This window comes from Spirosoma montaniterrae, from assembly GCF_001988955.1.
In the GTDB taxonomy this organism is placed as follows: Bacteria; Bacteroidota; Bacteroidia; order Cytophagales; family Spirosomataceae; genus Spirosoma; species Spirosoma montaniterrae.
Window position 1 is genome coordinate 895,587 of record NZ_CP014263.1, and the last position, 14,433, is coordinate 910,019.

The window sequence follows — 14,433 nt, forward strand, 5'->3', positions numbered from 1 at the left end:
CTATAACTCATTAAAGAAAATGTCTGTATTAATTTTTGTCGAGTTAGACGAGGGGAAACTCAAAAAATCGTCGCAGGAAGCTATTTTCTATGGCGCGAAAGTCGCCGGAATGCTGGGTACGTCGGCCACGGCGGTAGTCGTTGGTCAGGCCGATGATACCGAACTGGCTTCGGCGGGTCGGTTTGGTGCGACGAAGGTGCTTCATGCTGCCGACGCTAAGCTGAACGAACCCAACGGCATGGCTTATGCTACCGTTGTGGCGGCTGCGGCTCAGCAGGAAAGCAGCAAAGTGGTGGTGCTGGCGAAGTCGTCATTGGCTGATGCTATGACCGCCCGGCTGGCCGGTAAACTCAAAGCCGGTCTGGCGGCCAACGTGATCGAACTGCCCGACCTCTCGAACGGCTTCCGCGTAAAAAGCAGCATCTACACCGGCAAGGCGTTCGCCTACAACGACCTGAAAGCCGACGTGAAAATTCTGGCTATCAAGAAAAATACCATCACGCCCGAAGAAACCGACGCTACGGCTACGGTTGACGCGTTCAGCCCGGCTTTGAACGATAGTGATTTCAGCATTACCGTGAAGAAAACCGAAAAAGCCACCGGCGATGTGCTGCTGCCCGAAGCTGATTTGGTGGTTTCGGCGGGGCGCGGTCTGAAAGGACCCGAAAACTGGGGCATTGTTGAAGAACTGGCAAAGGCTCTCGGTGCGGCAACGGCCTGCTCGAAACCCGTGTCGGACCTCGACTGGCGGCCCCACCACGAACACGTTGGGCAAACCGGTATTAAGGTTAGTCCGAACCTGTACATTGCGGCAGGTATTTCGGGTGCCATACAACATCTGGCGGGCGTAAACTCCTCGAAGGTAATTGTTGTTATCAACAAAGACCCCGAAGCCCCGTTCTTCAAATCGGCAGATTACGGCATTGTCGGTGACGTATTTGAGGTATTGCCGCGTCTGACGAAAGCGGTTCAGGCTCTTTAAGTGATGAGTTATGGGCGATGGGTGATGAACTATTTTTCGTTGCCAATTCATGACTCATCGCTCATAACTCATTACTTTAATTGCTAATTTCGCGTCGTGGATAAGATTAAGCTGGAAATATTAGGACTATCGCCCAGTCAGTCGCAGTCGGGTTCGTTTGCGTTGGTGCTGGGTGAAGAATACGGCAATCGTCGGTTGCCGATCATTATTGGCATGTTTGAAGCGCAGGCAATTGCCATTGAGATCGAGAAAATTGTGCCCAACCGGCCCATGACCCACGATCTGTTCAAGCAATTTGCCGAGCAGTTCCGGTTCACGGTGCGCGAAATTGTGATTTCCGACCTGCGCGAAGGCATTTTCTTCGCCAAGATTGTTTGCTTCGACGGCGTCCGCGAAACCATCATCGACGCTCGCCCGTCGGATGCCATCGCCATCGGCATCCGGTTCGACGTGCCAATTTATACCAACGAGTCTATTCTGTCGGAAGCGGGTATTACGGCCACTGGTGCCGATGAAGACGAAGAACAGGAAGAACTGGTTCGCTCATCGAATCGCCCCTCGTCGCGCTCATTTGGTGATCAGTTGAAAAACGCATCGTCGGAAGAACTGCAGCAAATGCTCGACGAAGCACTCGGCAACGAAGAATACGAGCGGGCCGCCAAAATCCGCGACGAAATGAGCAAGCGGAATTAAGACTTGCTGAACGAATACGCATATTGGGCCAATCCGGGTTGCTGGGCTGGCCCAATATTTTTTTGAGATACGGTGAGGTAAACACATTAGTATCAGTATATTGCTTGCTGATTCTGTCAATGCCTGTTTCACACTCGCTGACTAATCTCATGCTATCCTCACCATCGAAATTACTTGCTCTGCTCTTGCTGACAGGTCTATTCTGCCGTTGCCAGGAGGTGGCTCCCAACGCCGAGCCGTTTGTGTATGTCAGTGCCAGCCGCAACGATGTGTCGCAGCGAACATCTGCCGTTTGCGCTTATCGATACACAATTGCCAATACCTTTGCCCGACTCGACAACGCAACCCAGCGCGAAGCCATTCGGGCCGGGTTTACCGTATGGTCGCGCATCAATCCTAATGTTGGCTTTCTCGAACTGCCCGACCGCCCTGAAATCACAATTCAGTTTGCCGATCCATCGGTGGTGCAATCGCAGGCAGTGCCGGTAGTTACAGGGCTTGTGCCGGGTTCGGCAGTAACGGTATCGGCATTGCGCACGGCAAGCAACGGAGTGCGTACCGTGCTGTTGAGCAACGCTCACGAATGGGATGGCAGCAGCCTGACTAAAGCCGTTGCTTATCAGGTAGGTTTAATTCTGGGCGTGGCTACCTCACAGGAGACCAACTCGATTATGTCGCCAATTTTTGCCGGGCAACCTACCATGCCGTCAAGGGCCGATTCGCTGGCTGTCCGCAGCTTGTATCCATTGCCCTGCGCCGATTTGGCGAATGTAAAATTTCTGCCCTGTTCGCTCAAAGTAAACAAAGAAATTACGCAGACCATCAAGTTTGATAAACAAGGAACGGTTGTAATCAAGGCATCGGGGCAGATGACGGTAGGCATCTTTGTTGGAATAAGCGGACCGGACGGGCGAGTAGATGGGCCATTTGGCTTTGCCATACTCCCTGAATATAACCTCATACAGACTATCCCACATGCTGCCGTTATGTACAAAGTAGATAACGAAACAGAGTGGCGGTTCTGGAAAGATAAACCAACGTTTAGCACGAACGGTCGATTATATGCCACGCTAACGTTCGCCATTAATGATGCCAATTTAACCGACAATAGCGGAGCTTACGACGTTGTTGTTGATTATCAATAGCTTACCACACCTGCTCTTGTTCTCATGTCAGATAGTTCTGTTGCCCATGCGCTTGCGAAGGGCATTCGGGCCGGGTTTAAAGCCGAGCAAACGCTTACCGAACAGGTAATTGAACCACTTATTGCTGAGGCCAGAACAACCTACGGGCTGGCTCATACAAAAGCGACAACCCTGGCCTGGCGGGCGGCAAAAGCGGTTATCCGCTCGCTTCGTCATACCGACGGTTGGCAAAGTAATATGCTTGGGCGCATGTTGCACGACCAAATCGAGACCGACCGCTTTCAGCGTGACGCCATCGACGACCAAACCCTCGCCCGGTACACGCAACCGCTCGACCGCTACATTAACTGGTACGTAACCACGTACATACCCGACGCCGGAGATGACTACAAAGCCGATATTCGGCAGGAAGTGATTGCCCGTTTCTACAGCCAACTGAAAAAGCCCGGCTTCGTACTCGAATCAACCGCCAGTACGCTGCTGATTGGCATTGCTATGCGAACCATATGGTCGCTGGGGCGAAAGCGCAAGACCCAGCAAAAACGTTCGGTAATAGCTGATAGTCAACTTAATAAACTTCAGACGAACGAGATTCAGTTGCGTGAACGGTTTAACTTTTATCGACTGGCTTACCGCCATATCGCGACGCAACTGATGGATATGGACGACGTTTGCCAGACAATTATTTTGCAACGCTACGGCATCGATCAGCACCGTATCGGCGAGTTTGCGCAACTGACCGAGCAACCTCCACTCCTGACCGAAGACGAATTCGACACCTTGTTTAACGTGGCCTTTTCGCCAACCGCAAAAGGCCGGAAGCTGAAAGACATTGCCGGAGACGTAGGTATCAGCCCTAAGCAAATCAGTGATAAGCACCTGGCATGTCTCGATCAACTTGTGCGGAAGGTAACGCCCGCCCTGCTGAACGCCCGGCTGCATTCGCAATACGGGCGGCTCGTGAAACAGCAGATGGAGACCCGCCTGACCGAAGCCAACGCCCGTAAACAAAAAGAACAAGCTGAAAAACAACGGTATGCAGCCCGACGACAATCAGGCCCAAACCTGGCTCATTGAACAGTATGTGCTGGGCGAATTGCCGCCCGGTGTTGCGGCAAAACTGGAGGAGCGTATGCGTGCCGACCCTGTATTGGAGCAGCGTGTGCTGACACAATGGTTAGTGGTCGACTACCTACAACATGAGCAGCAGACGACCCGGTTCTACCAGCAGTCGCAATCGATAACCACTTCGGCGTCGGGCCGGAAGCAGCACACACCGCAGGGTATTCAGTATCTGACGTGGTTGGTGGGCGTGGCGGCTTTGGTGCTGCTTTGCCTGAGTGTGTGGGTCTATTTGCAAATGCGCCCGGCGCAACCGCAGATTGGCAGCGTACCGGTCACGGGCGGGGACGATCACTACGGCATGGTCGATACCGACGATTCGACGGTTGTGCTTCGGTATGATCGCAATCCCCGATTCTGGATTTTCCGCGACCAATACGCCTGGGCCTCAGATACGCTGAAAATCTACAGCTCGTCGCTGAGCCGAGAGTCGTTAGAAAACTGGCAACTCGAACGCACTGAAAAGCGGGGTGTGTTTGTGCTGAAAACGAAACAACAGCAGTATAAACTGACAAATACACACACCGAACTAACCGACCTTGTAGCCGATGAAAATCTTTAACGCAGTACTTTTCGGCTGTTTTGCTGTGCTGAACTTTGGCACTTATGCCCAGCCCGCGCCCAAATCGACGCTCTGCGAGTGCGAGCGGGTAGAAGCTGATAAGAAGCGCAGACAACTTTACTCGAATACGCAGGCTCAGCAGATTATCAATGAATACTGTAAACTGTTCGTGCATCCGGCCAGGATTTATCCGAAGCCGTATGCCTGCAAAGACGTAGGGCCAATTTATTCACAACTATGTGAAGATGAGCAGAAATACGTTTTCTACGATGAGCCATTTCTTGATAATCTCGTAAAATCGTCGCGGTTGGGCGACCGCTTTGTGCTGGCCCACGAAATTGCCCATCATCTGCTGGGGCATACCGAGCGGGCGTTTCGGCTGGGTCGGCAGCAGTCGATACCGGGTGAAGTTGCCAAAGACACGCGCTATAAATCGCGAAACAAAGCCAAAAAAACGCAGATGTATGGCATTACCATGCCGCAACGTCATTTACACGAACTGGAAGCCGACGCACTGGGCCTATGGATGGTAGTACAAAAAGGAGCTACACGTGCCGATATCAAGCAAATTTTCGACGTAATGCCCCGTTTGCTGTCGGTATACAAAGGGATTCCCGATGAAGAAACCTCAACCGATAGTCATCCCAGCTTAGTTATACGCAAAAACCTGATTGAACGCTACTGGACCAAATTTGAACGGCCTACGCTGGCAATGCAATACCAGAATGTGGTTGACAGTATTGATTTTGTACCGCTTCAGCATGAAGTAAAAGAATTTTATGCCTATCAACTGTTAAGTGCCGATGAAGAACGTCAGGCACAGTTGACCCGAACCGAACGCGACATTCGTGATTCGCTGAGTCGCCGTTACCGCTTTTCGGTCGACGTGCTGGGTGGTGGCGTGTATCAGCGGCCCGTTTTGCGCCGGGATGGCGAGCCGGTAGCTGCTACCGACAGCCGGGGCTGGGTGGCGGGGCTGCGGTTTGGCGTTGGTGCGTGGTTTAAACGGCACCGGGCCGAAACCGACGTAAAAGTAGCGTCAAGTTCATTTACGACTCAGGCGGCATTTGCCGATGGGCTGCGCACGGTAGAAGTATTTAACAGCCAATATCTGTATGTTCAGCCACGCTATGTATACAGCCGAATCGGGCGGGGAAATCGCTACAAATACGGAACGGGTGTATGGCAGGCAACAGCAGGGCTATCGGTGAATGTACCGCTGACGTTCGACTATAAAAACTACGCACTGCTCGTAGACCCGGTGCCAACGCAGCGGACATCGGTAGCCCCGGTGATTGGGGTGGGCTATAGCCATGCCAACTGGCTGACCCGTAGCGGCCATGTTCGGATTGGACTCATGTACCAGCCTCAGTTGCTGAATCTGTCCGTTGGGTCGGGCGAAAAAATCAGTGCGTGGTTGCATACGCTCAGCCTCGAAGCATCGGTACGATTGTGGTAAGTTGTTGATAGTTAGAGCAATGCTCATAAAAGCCAGTCCCAAACAGGGCTGGCTTTTTGCGTAGGGGGGTGTTTTTTTTTAGAGCGGCATGAACAGGGCAAACAAACTGACCTGTACCCATGCTAAAGTCCCGTTTGCTTCGCTCCGACGAACACGCCCGCTTCGTCGCCTTCAACAAAACAAATAGCGGTGCCCCCATTCCAGCGGGCTATTTAGACCGGGCTACGATTCGTATTTTTTACCGTGCCAACGACCCTGACCGCTGGGTGGCGGCCTACGTGGTGAATACCACGGTAGACTTTCGCTATTTGAGTGTACTCGAACTGGAGAAGAAAACGGATCTGTTGGCTCAGCACCGTCTGCGCGAATCGGACCTCGTAGAAATTACCCTTCTTTGCCGCGACCGTTCGCTCGATTGGCCCGCTATCGACCGCGAATGGTACTACCTGAACAGCATTATCGACGCCCTGCGCACGGGCCGGCGGGTGGTGCTGGGTGGAACTACCCGCGAAGACCTGCGTCAGGCGCAAATGCAAATTCTGGACTCGCTTCTCCACGAAGGTGAACTGAACATGTTTGGGCAAACAAAATCGGGCTGGCTGTTTTATGCGACCCGAACGCGGGTGCTTGGTAACGTAGCACGCCGGGCTATGGCCGGAGCAACTCAGCGTTTCTGGATAGTGGTGAGTAAACTGGCTGGTCGGCGCGTTGGCTCCCTACCGAATAGTTAATAAGTTAAAAATTGATTCCAATACCGTGTTGCATCACCGAAATTGCCATTTAATAAGCCAATGTAGTCATTTCTCCCAGCCGGTGCTGTTTCTTCTATAGCATCGGCTGGGAACGTACTGTTTCAGCCTCTCTATGACCAATATACTTATACTCGACGACCACCCGATTGTGGTAAGTGGGCTGGCTCTTTATCTTCAGAATAAAGACGATCTCACGGTGGTGGGGAAAGTTCACAGTCCGCACGATGCCATACAGTTTCTGCGAACTCAACCTGTAGACGTGCTGGTGAGCGATATGCACCTCGACAGTGACCTGACCGGCACCGACGTATTGGTACGCATAAAGCAGGCTCACCCCAGCATCAAGGTTGTTTTTTACACGATGATCGAGAAAAACAACGACGTGCGTGAGGCTATTCTGGCTGGTGCCGAAGGGTACGTTCTGAAAAAATATGACGCCGACGAGGTGTATCGGGCTATCCGAACGGTGCGCCACAATAAGCAGTATTACAGCCCCGAACTGGTACATATTCTGGTGCGGGCGTCGTCGGGAGCCGATGCCCGAGACGAAGAACCGCAGGCGTTACGCAACCTCACCAATCGGGAACGCGAGGTGATGGTGCTGATTGCCCGCGACGTGCCCAACGGCGAAATCGCTCAGAAACTGTCAGTCAGCGAATCGACCATCAACTCGCACCGGGCAAACCTGATGCAGAAGTTAGACGTTCGCTCAAACGTTGGTATTGCTCACTTTGCCTTTAAATACGGCCTGATTGATTCTACTATAAACTAAGCAGCGGCACCCGAATCAGGATACTGGTGCCTTTGTGTACCAGTTCGTCGGTGGCTACGGCTGCGGTGCCGCCAATGCGCTCGAGTCGTTGCTGAATGTTTGCCCAGCCGCGCCCGCCACTGCTGCCTTTCTGTGTTTTACTCAGACCAATACCATTATCGCGCATATCTATGGTGAGGTTGTCTTTGTTCACACTGAATCGAATGCTGGCTTCACTGGCCTGCGCGTGTTTGATGACATTGTTTACCAACTCGACCAGCACTAAGTAAAGCTGAAACTGCACTTTCGGTTTAAGCTGATTCTCGGCACCCGTTACGAGCAGAAAAAACTGTGTCTGATGGGTCTGATTCAGGCTTTCAACCAGTTCCTGAAGGGCCACTGCCAGTCCTTTCTGTTCAAATTCTTCGGGCAACAGGTTATTGGCAATCTTACGAACTTCGTCGTAGGTGTGCTGCACCATGCGTTCGAGCGGCTCATACAGAGTGTCCTGATTACTGGCTTCGCGCATACCCCGCAGCGACTGGCGGAGGTTGAGCAGCAGGTTGCCGATATTGTCGTGAATCTCCGAGGCCACACGTTCCCGTTCTTCGGTCAGGCCGCGCATTTCGGCGGCCTCTACCTTCGTCTCCATGTCGCGCTGAAGCTGGGCTTTCTGCTGTTTTTCTAATCGCATGGCATCGGCTAAGCCTAATGTCAGGAAAATAAACTCGAGTACAGAGCCAAGATTGATGGTATAGTGTACGTAGAAATCGGCACTGGAAATAGCCCCGGATCGGTTGAGTGAATGAATCAGCCCGCCCAGAAACAGGGCCACGCCCGCAGCCCAGTAATAGCGGGCGGGCCGGTAGCCGCGATACCAGCCATAGCCACCCAGAAAAACGATGAACGAGCCTACAATAACGCCTACAATGGTGATGACTAAGTTAGTGGAAACACCGGGCAACCCCAGGAGTGTCAGCAGCCAGCCAGCCACGCTCAAACCAATCAGTCCATAGAGCATCGTCTGCAAACCCGGAGCTACCCGTTTCAGATTGAGAATTGAACTATAGAATATCAGAAACGTACTGATGGTGATGGTGAAGAATGTAGACAACGAATGTTGGGAGAGCCACGCATTGCCCGGCCACAAAAACCGGGCACCCACGCAGTAGCCCCGCGACAGTTCGTAAAGCAGATAAGCTCCGAGGTAAATGCTCAGCAGCCCATATCGTCGTTCGCGGGTGAAGAGCCAGACCGTTAAGTGATAGAGAAATACCGACAGAAAAATACCGTAGTACAATCCCCAAAGCAGCCCCGACACCTGCGCCGTTTGTATGAAGCGGTCTTCGCGCCAGAGAAATAGCGGAAACGTAGCCTGCCCAAACGTAGATGCCAGCCGGATGTACACCGTCTGGTCATCGTTGGGGGTTGTGGGCAGATAAAACACGTAGGTGTGGTACGAAATTTCGCGGCCCCGGTCGCCGAAGCGTTCGCCCCCCTGCTTTCGGATAACCTTCCCGGTACGTTTGGAGACAATATACAGATCGATTTCCGAAAAATTGCCGAAGCCGATTTCCAGCAACCACGGTCGGGTCGTAGTGGCCCGGTTGTTGAGATCGAACCGAACCCAGTAGTCAGCGGTTGAAAAGCCCTCGTTGGGCGTATTCTGGGTGCTGGCTGCAAACCGTTGGCGCACAGTTGGTTGCAGCACGTCGCTGAGCGTTCGGTACTGGTGGGCTGAATCTTCCAGAATTGCCACCTGCCGACCAATCACATAGCGCGACACCGAGTCAGTGAGTGTGACCTGGGCCTGGGCTATCTGGCTCAGCAACAGCATGAACCAAATAACCAGCGGAATGCGCTGAACAGCGAACGACATGGAATGGAGTGGTTTAGCCGATACCGGTATCTGGTGCAAGTATCGGTTGAATGTACGCACGGTGAAATAGATAATCAACCGATTTTTATCATAAATGCAGCCAGTTGATACTCGTGAAATTTGCCAGATGCGATTGGTCAGATTGCTATAAAAATGGCGAAAGATGCTATTTCATACGATTGGGTCAGGCGGCAACTTTGTTCCTGAGAAGCGTAAGACTAATCACTGTTATTTGCTTCTATCCACACTATTTAATAGTTACTCGCTGATAGCGAACGTAATACAGAAGCTTCTGTATTACGTTCGCCTACCTGTCCAGTTTTTGGGATTAAGTAGGTGCTAAAGTGATCAACCCTTTGCCTGTAAAGTAATTGCCGCCCGAATAACTGAAGTCCTATGAAAGCAATTAAACTCACTCTGCTGTTTTACTTTTCGGTATCGACTGGCATGGCTCAAAAAACCAAACCTGCGATACTTATTAAAGTGGATTCAACGGTGTTGAAAGCCTACGGATTGAGGTTTCAGGGAAATCAGGTTTATTACCGACTATCTCCATCCGCAAAAATGCAAATGATGCGTTTGCATAGGGTAGAAATTAGCCGGATTAAGTACGCTGACGGAAGAGAAGAGATGATAACAATAAAGCTGCTACCACTCCCCGTGTTGCGTAGTGCCTACACTCAGCTAATAAAGGAGCCGCCGGGAAGTACTCAAAAAGCAAATAAAGGCCATCAACCTGACCGTATTTATAAAAAAGATAAGAGTATTATCGAGTGTAAAATTATTGACATCACACCAACAGAAATAAAGTACGTAGTCATTACAGACCATTCGCAGCGAGTTAGAAGTATCCGACAGAAGGAGATCGAGAGAATAGAACAAAATACGGTTAAAGACAGTGCTCGTGTAGTTGGTGAAATGCCTCAAAGAACACCAGCCAAAGAGCCTGAAAAAAATAGGTCTCCTGTACGGGTTGAAGCACATCGATTAGCACAAAAACAGGATGCCCCTCAGAAGCAAACCGAAGAAGTAACAATGCAGCGGAAAATTCCCAAAAGTGATTATGCGTATTCTACATATATACTAGGAATAGAAGCCTCTCAGATGCTTGCTATTGGAGGGTCTCAATGGGCAGATGAACGTAAAGGGTTGGGATTGAAAATGGCTATAGGAGGTTTAGTGCAGTATACAAAAAGGCTTAACCGTACCATTGGCTTCGTGGCCGAAGTGGGCTTTACAGAATGGGCTTCTGAATATCGCTTTTCCAGGGAGACTGACTTGCTTTATGTTTATTCAGTTGGTCTGTCTCGCGCTTCGGTTCGTATCGGCTCCAAATTATATGTTGGGAAAGCCTTTTACGTGTTGCCAAAAGCTCATATCGAAGGCTTAAGACTTCGCCAGGGAGGGTATGACGGAAAATCTGTAGCTGCACCCGATAGGATACAAAGTACCATTTATTGGGGCGGCTCAGGAGCGTTTGGTTACGAACATCGTGTTGGTAGTAAAGTCATGGTGGATGCAAGCATTGGTTATAACTATATTGCTAAACCACTGCCATTACTCGACTACGCCTATCCTCCCAACGAAGTACTACATCTAATCAGTTTGCGGGTAGGTTTTGGGCTTATATCTTATCGAACACCTAACAGATAAACTGCACCGCACCATGAACCTAAAAACGGCCTTCTCTTTTTTGCTACTATTCATAGTAAACCATAGTTGTAAACAGGTTTATGATGTAGACGTTACGCAGGATACCAGCGAAGCAAGTCCCTTTCATGTCTTTTTTATTGACCGTAGCCTGAATGATAATCTTGGCGTCATCGTAACCGATACGAATAAACGAGAAATCAATCTTTTTTATGGTGATAAGAACTCTAAGGGAAGTTTAGTTAATGTTCGACAAATTGTTACTTACCTGCCAGAACAAAAACTGTTGTTTAGTTTTGAGTTAAATGAAAATCTGTTGCCCCAAAAAATTACGAGTATAAAAAACGATACTACTATAACTGTACAGTTGAAAAATTACAACCTGAAAACAAACACGGTAGATGTTGAGATTTATGATACACAAAATACACTGATTCAAAGCCGTACAGATGTTTCTTGTGGAGAAGCACTTCTGAAATTTAAAGAAGTCAAAAGGCAGTTTGATATTGAAAAAGGGTTACGAGTAGCAGCGGGTGAAGGTTCGAATAACGATGACTGTAATACGACCTTAGGGAAGATTTCATATTACGCTGATGGTTTACAATGCCTTTTAGGCTCAGTTGGCACTGGTCTATCCCTTTTTGCAGCCCCCGTTACGGGTGGTCTTAGTCTTTTTCTAACAGGCGTAGGAGCTGTTTTTACGGCTGCAAATTGCAGTAGTTTTCATGAGACACGCATGAAGCTGAATAATGGTGAGTGTATAGAACTGGGCCCTTTAAATGGTATACAACAATTGGATGTAAGTACTACTTGCTCTGGTATTCTATACGACTTTGCTAAGGGTAAAAAAACTCAGGTAATAGTTGGTACTGTTCTGTGCCTAACTGGTATGCTTGATGCTACAGCTAAACTACTAAAGGAAAAATTCAACCCTCCGGGCCTGCCCAATGATCCTACATTTCCTACATCTAACGTATTCGGCAAGAGTTTTGGCGACCCTAACATTGTAACCTTTGATGGTAAATCTTATGAGTTTAATGGCGTAGGAGAATTTGTAGCTACTAAATCATCCACCGATAATTTTGAAATACAGGTGCGTCAGGAAGAACTAAAAAGTCGAACTAGTTCGGGTAGCGTATCTTGGAATACGGGGCTGGCGATTAATACAGGAAACGATAAGTTGTGCTTTTACCCTACCAAATATTTTATCAATCAAACGCCGTACACCTACTCTTCTTCTATTGATAATGTCTTACAAAGTGGCGGAAGCATTACGGGAGACTCAAAAACGTTTGTGGTTAGTACAGGCAACGGCGATGTCGTCAAAGTATTTAACCGGGGTGATGCCCTTGATTATTCCATTATTCCAGGAACTCAGCGACAAGGCAAAATGATTGGTATTTTTGGGAATTATGACAAGCAGACTGACAATGACTTACAGGTTAGAAATGGCACACTGATCAATGGTGCGTATGGATCACTGTACCCCAACTTTACCAATAGCTGGCGAATTGCCCAGAATCAATCATTATTCGTGTATGATGTGGGCAAAAATACCGATTCTTATACTAACCGCAGTTTTCCGCGTGCTCCACTTGTGATAAGCGCAAGCCAACGTGCCAGTGCCGAGCGAGTTTGTCGTGATGCAGGTGTGAAAGCCCCATTTTTAGAGGGCTGTATAAACGATGTAGTAGCTACCGGCGATGCCGGAATAGCACAAAGAGCCAAAGATTTGCAGGAAGAAAGCATAGTTAAAACATTTGACATAAAGTTTGGGCCGAATGATGATAAGAGTTTGTTAAAGCAGGCTTTTAGCAGCAATCAGTATGGGACAGAATATCTTCTGTGTAATAGTGTAACTTATCCTGCGATCAACAGACCCATTTCTGTAGTTAATGGATTTGAAACAACTATTTATCTGGCATCTGAAAGCCCGAATATTATCCCATCCGAACTTTCTTTCAATCTTGGCCGCTACGAATGGCACTGGTCTGTGAAAGCATTAAACAGTGTCGGCAGATACAGATTTTATGACCCATTATTATATCTTTTTATGGGAATTGATTCGAATATAGCCATATTCGATGGGAAGCTTCATAAAGTTGTTATCCAGTCGGCTATTAATTTAGGTGCAAAAACCAGTACGTACAGGGTCTATTTTGATGATATTCTGGTGTCGGAAAATGTAAATTTTACGATACGACGTTATCGACCCCAAGATGAACTTCTCGTAAACCATCAAAACGTATCTTTAACAGTCAATAATACTGTGAAGCTCTATCGATGGTCATTCAAAAGTTATTAGCTGGCAGGGCAGTCGTAAGCTGATTACTGAGAACAAAAAAACAGTATCTGTTTGGCTGTCTCAGGAATTTAGAAGTAATTGGCAATGCAATTAAGTAGTACGTACATTTTAGCTGATAATGAACGAGATTCAACTCATTAGAAGCTAACTTTTTCTATCAACTGTGTTTAATTCACACCTTATGGATCTGAAAAGATTTACTCAGAAGCAGGCTTTAGTTGCCGCTCTTATTACCGTGTCGAGTCACCTGATGGCACAAATTCCAAGCGTTCCGGGCATTACAGGCAATGCCGAAAATCTAACTCGTGAAACTTCTGACGCTTCCCAGGAATTCTTTGCCAGAGTAAGCCCCGACGGCAAATTTTTACTCTATAACGCTCTTGAAGTATCTTACTCGCTCGGTTTGACCAATGCAGGACTCGAAGTAAGGACCAACAAAAACTTCCGAATCGTCCGTAAAGAGATTGGTAAGCCTGTTACTAATCCATTGGTGAACAATGCTGCCTATCCTACATGGCTACCTAACAATACGGGAGTTATTTTCAGTTACATTAAGCCTGAAAAGCCAGTGATTGTCCGCTCTGACATTAACGGAGTGGGCCTTAATTACATTTCGCCGGGAGCAATGGGTGAAGACGATGCCGAACCCGTTGTGCTGAAAGATAACTCGAAAATCCTGTTCACTACTCGCATGAGCAATAGCCGGATGATTTGCTCGATGGACATGAAAGGAGGTAATTATTCGGTTATTACAGAGGGGGGCACATAAGCCTGAACCCTATGAACAACAACCAGATCATTTACAACCTGAAGGTTGGGAAAACTATTCAGGTGTTTACAATGGATCTGAAAACTGGAGAGAAGACACAGTTAACGTCTGGAGAATATAACAACCGAGATGGCTCTTTCTCCAGAGATGGTAAATATATTGCCTTCGCCAGCAATCGTGAAAATCCAAAAAAGCAGAACAAACACATCTACGTCATGAAAGCGGACGGTACTGAACTAATTCAGATTACTCAGGGAGAAACGGATGAAAGTGATCCGGCATGGGGGATAATGGCATGCTTTTTTTTAGTTCTAATGCTGAAAAGAACTATAATATCTGGAAAGCTAAGGTGAAGTTTGGAAAA

At 48.6% G+C, this 14,433-nt stretch carries 13 protein-coding genes; 12 read left to right on the forward strand and 1 reads right to left on the reverse strand.

Annotation, left to right across the window (positions count from 1 at the left end):
* Window positions 1-19: 19 nt before the first annotated feature.
* The 8 genes from AWR27_RS03835 (at window position 20) to AWR27_RS03870 (ending at window position 7,487) form a co-directional block, all read left to right on the forward strand.
* On the forward strand, window positions 20-982 hold the full coding sequence (locus AWR27_RS03835) for an electron transfer flavoprotein subunit alpha/FixB family protein (RefSeq protein WP_077129983.1): 963 nt from the start codon (window positions 20-22) through the stop codon (window positions 980-982).
* A gap of 96 nt (window positions 983-1,078) precedes the next feature.
* On the forward strand, window positions 1,079-1,675 hold the full coding sequence (locus AWR27_RS03840; RefSeq protein WP_077129984.1) for a bifunctional nuclease family protein: 597 nt from the start codon (window positions 1,079-1,081) through the stop codon (window positions 1,673-1,675).
* A gap of 149 nt (window positions 1,676-1,824) precedes the next feature.
* Complete coding sequence (locus AWR27_RS03845; protein WP_232325966.1) at window positions 1,825-2,820, forward strand: matrixin family metalloprotease; 996 nt, start codon at window positions 1,825-1,827, stop codon at window positions 2,818-2,820.
* A gap of 24 nt (window positions 2,821-2,844) precedes the next feature.
* Entirely contained in the window at window positions 2,845-3,897 is a 1,053-nt protein-coding gene (locus AWR27_RS03850) for a hypothetical protein (RefSeq protein WP_077129985.1), read from the forward strand.
* The gene (locus AWR27_RS03855) at window positions 3,857-4,504 is read left to right on the forward strand and encodes a hypothetical protein (RefSeq protein ID WP_077129986.1); all 648 of its coding nucleotides are present in this window, start codon (window positions 3,857-3,859) and stop codon (window positions 4,502-4,504) included. Before AWR27_RS03850 ends, AWR27_RS03855 begins: the two co-directional genes overlap by 41 nt.
* Window positions 4,491-5,963, forward strand: coding sequence for a M48 family metalloprotease (locus AWR27_RS03860; RefSeq protein ID WP_077129987.1), 1,473 nt, complete (start codon window positions 4,491-4,493; stop codon window positions 5,961-5,963). Before AWR27_RS03855 ends, AWR27_RS03860 begins: the two co-directional genes overlap by 14 nt.
* Window positions 5,964-6,082: 119 nt before the next feature.
* Window positions 6,083-6,694, forward strand: a complete 612-nt coding sequence (locus AWR27_RS03865) for a hypothetical protein (protein WP_077129988.1) — start codon at window positions 6,083-6,085, stop codon at window positions 6,692-6,694.
* Between the two features lie 133 nt (window positions 6,695-6,827).
* Window positions 6,828-7,487, forward strand: coding sequence for a response regulator (locus tag AWR27_RS03870; RefSeq protein WP_077129989.1), 660 nt, complete (start codon window positions 6,828-6,830; stop codon window positions 7,485-7,487).
* On the opposite strand, the gene AWR27_RS03875 is transcribed toward AWR27_RS03870, so the two are convergent.
* Window positions 7,477-9,345 (reverse strand): sensor histidine kinase, encoded by a 1,869-nt coding sequence (locus tag AWR27_RS03875; RefSeq protein WP_077129990.1) that lies wholly within the window; start codon window positions 9,343-9,345, stop codon window positions 7,477-7,479. The genes AWR27_RS03870 and AWR27_RS03875 overlap by 11 nt on opposite strands.
* 396 nt (window positions 9,346-9,741) lie before the next feature.
* Between AWR27_RS03875 and AWR27_RS03880 the strand changes: the two genes are divergently transcribed.
* The 4 genes from AWR27_RS03880 (at window position 9,742) to AWR27_RS25690 (ending at window position 14,422) form a co-directional block, all read left to right on the forward strand.
* Window positions 9,742-10,998, forward strand: coding sequence for a hypothetical protein (locus AWR27_RS03880; RefSeq protein ID WP_077129991.1), 1,257 nt, complete (start codon window positions 9,742-9,744; stop codon window positions 10,996-10,998).
* A 13-nt stretch (window positions 10,999-11,011) separates the two neighbouring features.
* Window positions 11,012-13,300 carry a VWD domain-containing protein gene (locus AWR27_RS03885; protein ID WP_077129992.1) on the forward strand — a complete coding sequence of 763 codons (2,289 nt, stop codon included), beginning with the start codon at window positions 11,012-11,014 and terminating at the stop codon, window positions 13,298-13,300.
* A 181-nt stretch (window positions 13,301-13,481) separates the two neighbouring features.
* Window positions 13,482-14,069, forward strand: a complete 588-nt coding sequence (locus tag AWR27_RS25685; protein WP_077129993.1) for a TolB-like translocation protein — start codon at window positions 13,482-13,484, stop codon at window positions 14,067-14,069.
* Between the two features lie 11 nt (window positions 14,070-14,080).
* The gene (locus tag AWR27_RS25690) at window positions 14,081-14,422 is read left to right on the forward strand and encodes a TolB family protein (RefSeq protein ID WP_077129994.1); all 342 of its coding nucleotides are present in this window, start codon (window positions 14,081-14,083) and stop codon (window positions 14,420-14,422) included.
* Window positions 14,423-14,433: the final 11 nt, after the last annotated feature.

Bases quoted from the DNA above. Each gene is read 5' to 3' on its own strand.
- AWR27_RS25690 (WP_077129994.1), top strand. From the start codon at position 14,081: ATGAACAACAACCAGATCATTTACAACCTGAAGGTTGGGAAAACTATT.
- AWR27_RS03865 (WP_077129988.1), top strand. From the start codon at position 6,083: ATGCTAAAGTCCCGTTTGCTTCGCTCCGACGAACACGCCCGCTTCGTC.
- AWR27_RS03885 (WP_077129992.1), top strand. From the start codon at position 11,012: ATGAACCTAAAAACGGCCTTCTCTTTTTTGCTACTATTCATAGTAAAC.
- AWR27_RS03870 (WP_077129989.1), top strand. From the start codon at position 6,828: ATGACCAATATACTTATACTCGACGACCACCCGATTGTGGTAAGTGGG.
- AWR27_RS03860 (WP_077129987.1), top strand. From the start codon at position 4,491: ATGAAAATCTTTAACGCAGTACTTTTCGGCTGTTTTGCTGTGCTGAAC.
- AWR27_RS03875 (WP_077129990.1), bottom strand. From the start codon at position 9,345: ATGTCGTTCGCTGTTCAGCGCATTCCGCTGGTTATTTGGTTCATGCTG.
- AWR27_RS03835 (WP_077129983.1), top strand. From the start codon at position 20: ATGTCTGTATTAATTTTTGTCGAGTTAGACGAGGGGAAACTCAAAAAA.
- AWR27_RS03855 (WP_077129986.1), top strand. From the start codon at position 3,857: ATGCAGCCCGACGACAATCAGGCCCAAACCTGGCTCATTGAACAGTAT.
- AWR27_RS03845 (WP_232325966.1), top strand. From the start codon at position 1,825: ATGCTATCCTCACCATCGAAATTACTTGCTCTGCTCTTGCTGACAGGT.
- AWR27_RS25685 (WP_077129993.1), top strand. From the start codon at position 13,482: ATGGATCTGAAAAGATTTACTCAGAAGCAGGCTTTAGTTGCCGCTCTT.
- AWR27_RS03850 (WP_077129985.1), top strand. From the start codon at position 2,845: ATGTCAGATAGTTCTGTTGCCCATGCGCTTGCGAAGGGCATTCGGGCC.
- AWR27_RS03880 (WP_077129991.1), top strand. From the start codon at position 9,742: ATGAAAGCAATTAAACTCACTCTGCTGTTTTACTTTTCGGTATCGACT.